Here is a 9,925-nt window from a genome sequence, read left to right on the forward strand (position 1 = left end):
TTAAAAACTGCTTTTGATAGAGAGTTTACAAATTACAAATTGATTGAGTCACATCTTGGATACATCTGCGCTGAGTGTAAAACCAACTTAGATAAGACGATGTTTCAAGAGGCTGTGGCTACCAGTAGAGATCTCAAGATAGCAGTTCCTAGCTCGCTTTATTTCTTAGTTTGTGAGTTTTTAGATATGACTCCAGTATCTATTACTTCTACTCAGATTGACGATGTGCTGATAGTTAGAAAGTGTAGGCGTATGTCCGCAAATATTCGTCAAGAATACAAAACGCCAGAGTCGAGGAGAAAATATCGTCAGGAATATACTAATTTCATTGATGCTTCAAAATACTATCCTGATGTTTTTCAGAGGATGATTGATAAAATACAAACACTCGTGGAAGATACAGCACCTAGAATTGAACAGGTTTTAGATCGAGGTCATTTCTAAAGATATTAAGTTCCAGATTTGCTAATGTATGCAGCATTTCTGTCGTCATAAATGGTTTAGTCAAAAATGCGCCGATCGCATACCGATCGACGATCGATTCATTTGCCGATGTACCACTCATCGCAACAACTTTGACGGCGGGATTAATTCGTTGCAATGCCCGAATGATATAAGGTGTATGGAGATTCGGCATCATCATATCCAACAAGACGACGGCAATGTTTTCCCACTCTCGCTCGTATAGGGCGATCGCTTCGACACCATCACTAGCTAAGATCGCGCGGTAATTATAAGCTTCTAATGAATCTTTAATCATCTCGCGGATCGAGAATTCATCATCTACTACCAAAACTAATTGCCCCTTCCCGTCAAATGATTCTGGTTGCGATCCTAACTGTTTTTCCTCACTATTAGTTACCGCAGGTAGATGGATAGTGAAGCAAGTACCGCGCCCAACTTCACTATCGACATGAAGATCGCCATCATGAGCTTTGATAATGCTCATAACTGTCGATAATCCTAGACCAGTTCCTAGCTCTTTGGTAGTAAAGAACGGATCGAAAATTAGATCGATCTCTTTACTATCGATGCCGATGCCAGTATCAGCGATCGCGATCGTGACATAAGATCCAGCGCGAAGATCGACATGCAGTTTGGCATTAGTGTCGTCGATTACCAGATTTTTCGCAGTTGCCGTAATCGATCCGCCATCCGGTAGGGCATCCCGCGCATTTACAAATAAATTCATGAAGACTTGATGAATTTGGGTCGCATCGACGCACACCATCTGGAGATCTTCAACGGGCAGATTCAAGCTAATTTCGATCGATTTGGGAAAAGTTTGGCGGGCAATATCGATCGTTTCGACGAGGATGTGCTGTAGTTTTAATACTGTGCGTTGACCGTCCACTCCCCGCGCAAATGTGAGAATTTGTTTGACTAAACTACTCCCGCGTAGCGAACTTTCGACTAACATCGTCAGTAGTCTTTGACTGCGCTCGTCTAATGTGGGGAGGGTAACTTGTAAAAGCTGGGCAGCACCGACAATCGGTGTCAGCACATTATTCAGATCGTGAGCGATGCCGCTGGCGAGGGTGCCCAAACTTTCCAAGCGTTGAGCGCGGAGAAATTGCTGCTCTAATCGCTTTTTCTCGGTAATATCGGTGAGAGTGCCCAGATAGCCAGTAATGTTTCCAGCTTCATCCTCGATCGCGATCGCATTGCCATAGACCCAGTTTACTTGCCCCTGGGGGGTCATCATCCGATACTCTAGCCCAAATCGATGTTTCGAGACGACAGTACTCTCCCAGGCGACAGATACGCGCGGGCGATCGTCGGGATGGATAGAGTTTGTCCAACCTCGACCCAAAACTTCCGCTGGTGACGCGCCCATTAATTCCAGACCTTGCTGATTGATAAATAAACAGTCTCCGGCAATGTCGGTTTGAAAAATGCCGACAGGGGCACTGGCTACTAGAGTGCGATAGCGGGCTTCGCTTTGCTGCAAAGCAGCTTCAGATTGACGGAGGATAATATTGAGCAGCGATTTGCGTAATTCGACGGCGGCGGCGATGTCTACAGTTTGCCACGGGCGTGAATGCAGCCGGACGCGTTCTTGCCACAATTGAAAAGATTTTCGCGGACTCAATCGCAAATTACCATCGGCTGCGACTACTTCTTGGTGAGCCTGCTCTGGATTCCCACCCCAATTCACCGTTTGAATTACTTCAGGACGGAAACACAACACATAACTGTCTGGCGACAAGGAAATTGCCAGCATCCCACTAGCAACATCTTTAAATCGTTCTCCACCAACGGGAGCGTTAGCTAGTAACGGAAGTGAGTCGGTGGTAAATACATCATCTCGAACATTGTCGGTCAACCATTGCACCAAGTCATCAAGTGTTGCTGGCGGGGGAATCTGCCCGATTGCCGTCCAGCGACCGCCAACACAAATTGCCGCACCCCCAGCATCGAAGAGATCCAAGAGATTGGGTGATTGTCCCATTAAAGCATCAACGAAACTCGCCGTTGACTCCAGCGATCCCGTGGCGGATTGCGACATCTGCTCGATCCCCATCGAGCGCAAGTGAGCTAATTTCGATCGATAGCTATAGTCAGGGATATCTTCAATGATGGAGATCCGATCGAAAATTACCTGTCCGAGCAGTTCACAAGCATTCCGCAACTCATAGGATATGAATTTAGCTGTCTGATGATGACAGGTAATAATTCCCCACAAGCGTCCGTCTTTGATGAGGGAAATCGTCAAGGATGCACTGGCACCCATATTCTGGAGGTATTCAGCATGACAAGGATCGGGACTGCGAAGCATCGAGTGGCTTAGATCCGTAAGCTGCCCCGTTAGCGGATTGAGGGCGGGAATCAGTTGCACTGACTCAGCCCGAACGTCGGAGATCGCCCGAATCCGATTGAAGACAAACATTTCTCGCGCTGGTTGGGGAATATCTGACTCTGGGAAATGCAGAGCCAGATAAGAGTCCATTTCGACTACTCGAGCCTCAGCGATGACTTCACCATGCCCATCCCGATCGAATTTGTAGAGCATGACTCGATCGAATCCAGTCAACTTCCGCACTTCTGCGACCATAATTCGACCGAAAGCAGCTAAATCGGCAGTTGCAGTCAATTGACTATTAGCCGATCTCCCTTGCAGAATTGAGGCTTTAGCTAAATGATAAAAACTTTGAAAAGGAATATGTTCGTCTTTTTGGGTTGGTTCCAATTCTAGAATTAGATAGCCATCAGGACTCCGATGAAAAACAGCATCAAAGATCCGGTAATTATCCTTAGATTTTGTTACCCATACTTTCGTGTAATTTGTACGATCGAAACTTTGGTCTGCTAATGCCGCTCGAAATTGCTCGACCTGAAAGACATCTAAAAACTTTTCTAATGGCTGTCCGATGACGAGACTTGGGGAGACTTCAAATGCACCGATCGTATTATTACTAACTTGTAAAATCTTTAAATCTGGCTCTTGTAAAACCAGCAATATGCCATGAGATTGGATCTCCGTTAAGACATGAACCGATGGAGATTTTAAACCGATGGAATTAAAACTTTTAAGGTCTGAATTAGTAACTGCCATAGCTAATTATAACACTCTAGACCTAGCAAGCCGCTCGACTTTTATCTGGAAATAGACTTAAAAAATTTGGTCGATTCTTCAGGGGAGCTGGCTGTCCGCCAACGGTTAAGACGAAAGTGGCAATTTGATTGAGATGCTTGCTATAGAGGTATTTTAGCCATACCAAATCTAGTAAAAGCTAATATATATTAACGGGATCTTAACCGCGCTGGAATTTGGTCGATCGCTACAGCTACCTACAACCTCAGCGGTTAGAAACCGCCGCTCAGAGTGCAAAGTCCGCCTGCGCGGACTGATTAACTAGTCCGCGTAGGCGGACTTTGCAACATTAGCCACGATTTTAATCGTAGGCACTCCGAGGAGCGATTTCTATTTTTAGTCTTCCAGATCGTGATCGATAGTCAGTCGAGCTGGATGACAACGTTTCACCTGGGTTTTAATTCCTTGGGCAGATTCGCTTTCGAGATCTTCGACATAGCCAGACACCGCTAGATTCGCTGACTCTACACCACCAAAGGGGCCAAAGTAGTAAGTACATCGGGGCTGAGTTGTCAAAACTTCGACCCACCAAGCCTGCCCCAAGAAATCTAGAGTATTAGCACAGATTTCGTCGATCTTCACCAGTATTTTATTGTTTAAAATCTAATTTATTATCAATCGTAATAAAGAAAAAATATTTTTCCTTATTATGTCGATCCTTATAATGTTTTTATACTATAAATATATTGATGATTGCTGAGAAACAGATCGGTCAATAGAGGTAGGTTTAGAGTTCGTTGGCGGAGCCTTGCCCTTGGCATCACGGAACGACGATCGCTAGGACGAGCCGAATAGTGCTGTCTTTGCGTTCGATCGTAAGATTATGGGCGTTGATTAAAAAATAAATCATACCCAGATTTAGCAAGCTAGATTACGATCGTTTTTCCACTACGATCGTCAGATGAGCGACCATCGCCCCAATCGATCCCACAGCAGCCAGAATGGGGAAGAAAGCCGCACTAATGGCACCACCCACCACGCCAACAGTTAAGGGAATTTCAATTAATATATGCCCCTCTTCATTCTTGAGAATAATCCGCCGAATGTTGCCTTGATGAATCAGTTCTTTGATTTTGGCACCCAAGGCATCACCATGAATACTAAATTCTTCTACGCCAATCTTTTCTGCTGTTTTCGCTTCATGTTCTCCCGTTACTAATTCAGACTGGATTGTTTCGACATTTTCCTGAAAGTTATCATTTGGTACGTTCATGTTATTAATTCTTTGTTGTTGGTTATGTTTAAAAATCAGAGAAAGTCAGCAGCAAATTGAGATCGAGTAGTCGGTTGCTGCAAGATTAATCCTTCACCGCCTAGAGGATGGTTCTGGTCGATCGATCGTCCACCGACAGAGATAAAAACTTTAGCGTTAGGATCGAGACTGCTAGCCGTATAAATCACCTGTGCGACTCGATAAATCATCGAGGTGCTACCACCACCAGAACGAAATTCTGGCGATAGATCGACATGTACCCCATCAGCACAAACTTGCAAACTCAAAAGTTGAGTACCTTTGGGAATCGTACTAGTCAAATCATCACGGGGTTGGGCTGTTAGTAACTGTTGCATAGCGATTGTTAATCCTTGCTGTGGGGAACTAGAACTTGGTGTATTCGATGGTAATGATTTGGCAACTAGAGTTAGTTTAGATCGCTCGGATCGTAACCAATAAACTTGCGGTTGAATTTGTTGGGCTGAATCATTAGGAATAGTTGCGGAAGTTGTAACTGGAACTGATGATTTTTCATGCTGAAGAACAATATGATTAGTTCCCACCCCAATGCTCAAAGCAACTGCTGTTATGAATAATAAAGATAATTTGACAGCATGTTTATTGACAAAGAGTTTTTTCAATCTATTTTCCCTAATTAGTGCTTGAATCTTCCACTACCGATAGATTGCATCATCGATCGTGCAGCGGAAGAATTCGCCCTCCGACTCAAACCGCTCGGTGCCAAAGTACCAGCCAACCCTTAGACGGGTTGGAATGGTGTAGCTGCAAAATGTCCCCTCTTCCTCTACAATTCCACCGAAGTCCATCTCACGAAACTCAGCACCATCTGGATTGCCCCAGCGTGGCAACTTGAAGGTTTTGAGACGACCCGATCGATCTATGGTAAAGTCTAGTTCGGCTCTGTCGCCTTGCACGACAAAACTGGAATGCAAATTGGAGTCTAGCTCCAATGACGATGAGCTTGTCCATGAAACCTCATTGTCACATAACACCGACGGTAGCCACATTGACTCTGCTTGGAGGCGACCGATAGCAGACCGCGTAATATCGTTACCATCTGCCGTCATCACAGGAAACAATCCTAATATTTTCCACTGCATCGCACCGCTGCCGTCGATAATCCGATCCGATCCGATAATGGGCAAGAAGCCATTCATCCATGCTGTAGCACTCCAAATCAGTCCATGCTCCAAGCAAATGACTTGCTCGGCTGTGAAGGGAATCCACTTTTTCAATTTAATTTCACCGTGCATTTTCAAGCGCACCGCAGCAGCAAGCTTTGTTTCAGGTGCAATTGCATGTTCTAGGTATCGCCGAGCAGTTTCAGGTAGATTTGTCAGGGATTCGGGGTTAAATATTCGATCGCCTAGCGTGCGTGAAGCGCAATCGCTGATGGAGGCTGATTCCCATAGTTCATCGAGTGAAACTTCTTTGGTTTTATGAGTAATCATAGTGGTTTTTCTAGATTTTGTAGTAGTTAGTGGGGATCTAGCGTATCTAAGCCGCCATTTGAGGTTGGTCTTTACCGAATTTCCAGAGCAAGATGACACCCAAGCCGAATAGATTAATCAGGAACACTACTAAGCCTCCCAAAAACGGAATCAATGTCAGAGCTGTCAAGATCGCCAAACCAATTAAGAACTGCTGTAATGCTGACTGCTGACTATTTCTATCGATGTGTTGACCGACAAACAGAGCTACACCCAGCGAACCGACTAACGAAGCGATAACCGCACTCAAACTCAGGATTGGAATTAAGGGAATGCCAATTAACGTAATTGCCAGCAACACAGTGGCAACAATAATTGATAAAATCGCCCCAATCCCCCACAAAGCAGCTAAACCAGGATATTGACGCAACTTTGTAGCCAAATTCGGTAAAAACTGCGGACTGGTTTGCAAGATAATCAGTCCGAGAATCCCTGCTACTACAGCGGCACTGATTCTGAAAATAGCATTGAAGAAATACCAAGGAAAGAAACTGCGCCTCCCATAAGAGTCAGACATCATCCCGTGTCTGTCGCTAAATGTCGCACGTTCGCCACTAATAATCGCGCCTGGTTCCTGAACGATTTTGCCGCCAAAGGAGTAGGCATCACCATCTACCCGCGAGCCTTTTTTGAGGATGACATCGCCGCCAAAAGCAATAGCTGTATCTAAAACTCTGGCATTAGGTAATACCGTCACACTCCCACCAAAAGCACTAGCATTTTCGACAGTTTGGTTCTCTGCTACAGTCACGCCGCCACCAAAGCGAATCAGGTTGGTATTGTTAATATTAACATCCGTCTGTGCCAAAGCCTTTCCCGCGAAAATCAAGCAGATAGTGGCTATAAAAACTAGGATTAATTGTTGCCATTTCATAAATTTTATCCTCGTGATTCATTAGAAAATTTACTATCTCTCACAATATCGAAACAAGATGAGGAACTTGTGAGAAAAATTGTAAAAGGTCAATATGATAGCAACATAATTATTCTTGCCTACCTTAAATATATTCTTGACATAGCCTCTGAGGAGAGGCTATGTCAATGCACTAATTAAGGAGTTTTGGTAATTCTCCAGCTTTGTCCGGCGACGTTACTACATGTAGCCATCGTCAGTTTATTATTTCGACCATCATTAATTATTTTCAAACACTTATCCGCGCCTGTAAGCTCATTCCGCAAATTAGAATAGCCAGAGGAACCAGGATTTGCATTACTAGGTGTAATGCTCCAAAGTTGTCCGGGAGCATCGCTACATCGAGCGATCGTGAGTCGATTATTGTTACCATCATCGATCGTCGCTAAACAATTGTCAGTACCTGTAAATGGAGTCTGCAACCGATAAGCTTGAGGATTTTTCTCACTAGCTGTTAAGCTCCAACGTTGTCCAGAAACATTAGCACATCTAGCCATAGTCAGTTTGTTATTATCCCCATCATTGATAATATCTAAACAATAACCCGATCCTGTCAATGTATTTCGCAAACGATTTTGCTTGACCTGAGCGTTGACTTCTTGAGCCAGCAGACTAACTAAAACTAGTGGTAAAGCGATCGCAAGTTTTTTAAATTGCATGATAAAAATTTATATCTATATTTTCTTCTATTGTATCAGTAGCGATCGAGAGATTTTATCTCTCAATATAGCGAGTTTTTAGCTATCGATTACCTCCGGTAGGCTACGCCAACGAACTGATAGGAACAGACATAAACACTCGATCTATGGGGGAATTCAGCGTTATTATTAGAACTAGAAGCAATTCTGCTTAGAGCAACCGAGCCGCCATATAACGTTAAAATTCCGATGGAGCGTTAAGCTATGCAATCGCAGACTTTAGAACAACTAACACCTAACGCGGCTCAAGCAATCCTGGCAAATTTGCCAGAGCGGATTAGAACGGCATTTATCGATTCGGCAAAGCCGAGGCTACGCCAACGAGCGGCTGAAATTAACTATCCAGTTGAGGCGTTGATAGAGATGGCTTTAGCTGGTTATTTGGATAGTGAATCGATCGGATTTGTAGACTGTAAACCTAATCGCGGTCGAGGTTAGTTCGACTCAACAATTACCCCATCCACCATCCGAATTATCCGCTTTGTTCTAGCGGCGACACTAGCATCATGAGTAACGATCGCGATCGTCGTACCTTGTTGATTTAACTCTGTCAGCAGATTCATAATCTCCTCAGAAGTGGTGGAATCCAACGCGCCAGTCGGTTCATCGGCGAGGACTAGAGCGGGATGATTGACTAAAGCACGGGCGATCGCCACCCGCTGCTGTTGTCCGCCAGAAAGTTGATTGGGACGGTTCTGGATCCGATCGCTCAAACCGACTTGGACTAGAGCTTCTGTCGCCTGTTCGATTCGTTGCGACTTATCGACATCGGCATAAATCATCGGGAGCATCACATTTGCCAAAGATGTGAGCCTTGGTAATAGGTTGAACTGTTGAAACACAAACCCAATATACTGATTGCGAATATCTGCAAGTTCATCATCATCGAGGGTAGTCAGATCTTGCCCTGCTAAGAAATACTGTCCGCTGCTGGGTCTGTCGAGACAACCGATAATATTCATCAGGGTCGATTTGCCCGAACCTGATGCTCCCATAATCGCCACATATTCGCCTTGCTCGATCGACAAATTAATCAGTTTGAGAACTGGAACTTCGATCGATTCCAAGTGATAGGTTTTAGTAATATCTTCGAGCGAAATCATGCTTGCCATAGTTATTAAATGCCAACGATTATGAGATGCCAACGATTGAAATCGTGGCTCGGAATGCAAAGTCCGCCTACGCGTACTATTTAATAAATACTGTCCGCTTAGGCGTACTTTGCACCACTAGCGGCGGTTTCAACCGCTGACTAACTGACTAACCTGCCTAACTGACATCGTTATTTAATCCCCACGTAGTGCCAAGATCGGGTCTAGTTTTGCCGCATTACGAGCAGGAATACCACCCGCCAACACACCAACAATCAGCGAAAGGACAAAACCCACCACCACTGACAATAGCGACACCACAAAGGGAAATTTAAAGATCGTAGCGGTAGCGAAAGCGAGGGTGATACCCAATGCAATCCCAATTCCACCACCGATACTAGAAATCACGATCGATTCCATCAAAAATTGATTGAGAATCGCGCCGCTAGTTGCCCCAACTGCTTTCCGCAGACCGATTTCCCGCGTCCGTTCCATCACTGATACCAGCATAATATTCGCGATCCCAATCCCCCCAACTACCAGCGAAATACCCGCGATCGCCGTAACCATTAGCGTCAACAATCCCATAATATTCGTGAAAGTCTTAATCAGATCCACTTCATTGGTGAGAGTAAAATCATCCTCCTTGGGTGGGCGAATATCATGGCGCAGCCGGAGCACATTCGCCACCTGAAATTCCGCTGCTTCAAGTTGGTCGGGATTACTCGCTTTTACCCAAAAGCCGTTAATTGCCACACCTGTGAGCGCATTGTTACCAACAATCTCAGCGGACATATTAGTTAGGGGCAGATACACCATATTATTCGTATCTTGCAGCCCGACAGCCCCTTTCCGCTCCATCACCCCCACTACGCGATAACGTTTACCCTGAATCCGAATATCG

Annotated in this window: 11 protein-coding genes and 1 pseudogene; 3 read left to right on the forward strand and 9 right to left on the reverse strand. The window is 44.8% G+C overall.

Features of this window, described 5'->3' with window-relative positions; all coding sequences use genetic code 11:
- Nucleotides 1-444, forward strand: a 444-nt coding sequence (locus tag RMO35_RS23285) for a Bpu10I family restriction endonuclease (protein ID WP_309744818.1), incomplete at its 5' end; no start/stop codon positions are given.
- Here RMO35_RS23285 and RMO35_RS23290 read toward each other — a convergent pair.
- The 7 genes from RMO35_RS23290 to RMO35_RS23320 form a co-directional block, all read right to left on the reverse strand.
- Nucleotides 407-3,556 carry an ATP-binding protein gene (locus RMO35_RS23290; protein ID WP_309744820.1) on the reverse strand — a complete coding sequence of 1,050 codons (3,150 nt, stop codon included), beginning with the start codon at nucleotides 3,554-3,556 and terminating at the stop codon, nucleotides 407-409. The genes RMO35_RS23285 and RMO35_RS23290 overlap by 38 nt on opposite strands.
- Before the next feature lie 375 nt (nucleotides 3,557-3,931).
- Nucleotides 3,932-4,177 (reverse strand): DUF1816 domain-containing protein, encoded by a 246-nt coding sequence (locus RMO35_RS23295; RefSeq protein WP_309744822.1) that lies wholly within the window; start codon nucleotides 4,175-4,177, stop codon nucleotides 3,932-3,934.
- Between the two features lie 289 nt (nucleotides 4,178-4,466).
- Complete coding sequence (locus RMO35_RS23300) at nucleotides 4,467-4,808, reverse strand: DUF4342 domain-containing protein (RefSeq protein ID WP_309744824.1); 342 nt, start codon at nucleotides 4,806-4,808, stop codon at nucleotides 4,467-4,469.
- 35 nt (nucleotides 4,809-4,843) lie between these two features.
- The gene (locus RMO35_RS23305; RefSeq protein ID WP_309744826.1) at nucleotides 4,844-5,449 is read right to left on the reverse strand and encodes a GerMN domain-containing protein; all 606 of its coding nucleotides are present in this window, start codon (nucleotides 5,447-5,449) and stop codon (nucleotides 4,844-4,846) included.
- A 33-nt stretch (nucleotides 5,450-5,482) separates the two neighbouring features.
- Nucleotides 5,483-6,280, reverse strand: coding sequence for a DUF6920 family protein (locus RMO35_RS23310; RefSeq protein WP_309744828.1), 798 nt, complete (start codon nucleotides 6,278-6,280; stop codon nucleotides 5,483-5,485).
- Between the two features lie 46 nt (nucleotides 6,281-6,326).
- Nucleotides 6,327-7,193, reverse strand: coding sequence for a hypothetical protein (locus RMO35_RS23315; protein ID WP_309744830.1), 867 nt, complete (start codon nucleotides 7,191-7,193; stop codon nucleotides 6,327-6,329).
- A 176-nt stretch (nucleotides 7,194-7,369) separates the two neighbouring features.
- Nucleotides 7,370-7,891: an RICIN domain-containing protein gene (locus tag RMO35_RS23320; RefSeq protein ID WP_309744832.1), complete on the reverse strand. Its 522-nt coding sequence runs from the start codon at nucleotides 7,889-7,891 to the stop codon at nucleotides 7,370-7,372.
- Between the two features lie 147 nt (nucleotides 7,892-8,038).
- Here RMO35_RS23320 and RMO35_RS25495 point away from each other — a divergent pair.
- Both RMO35_RS25495 and RMO35_RS23325 read left to right on the forward strand, forming a co-directional pair.
- Nucleotides 8,039-8,131: pseudogene (locus RMO35_RS25495) on the forward strand (GIY-YIG nuclease family protein); the annotation flags it as partial.
- 3 nt (nucleotides 8,132-8,134) lie between these two features.
- Nucleotides 8,135-8,368, forward strand: a complete 234-nt coding sequence (locus RMO35_RS23325; protein ID WP_309744834.1) for a hypothetical protein — start codon at nucleotides 8,135-8,137, stop codon at nucleotides 8,366-8,368.
- Here RMO35_RS23325 and RMO35_RS23330 read toward each other — a convergent pair.
- Both RMO35_RS23330 and RMO35_RS23335 read right to left on the reverse strand, forming a co-directional pair.
- Nucleotides 8,365-9,042: an ABC transporter ATP-binding protein gene (locus tag RMO35_RS23330; protein ID WP_309744836.1), complete on the reverse strand. Its 678-nt coding sequence runs from the start codon at nucleotides 9,040-9,042 to the stop codon at nucleotides 8,365-8,367. The two genes, RMO35_RS23325 and RMO35_RS23330, sit on opposite strands and share 4 nt — an antisense overlap.
- Before the next feature lie 174 nt (nucleotides 9,043-9,216).
- Nucleotides 9,217-9,925 (reverse strand): FtsX-like permease family protein (locus RMO35_RS23335; protein ID WP_309744838.1); only part of this gene is annotated, 709 nt, incomplete at its 5' end.

This window comes from Chamaesiphon sp. OTE_20_metabat_361, from assembly GCF_031364565.1.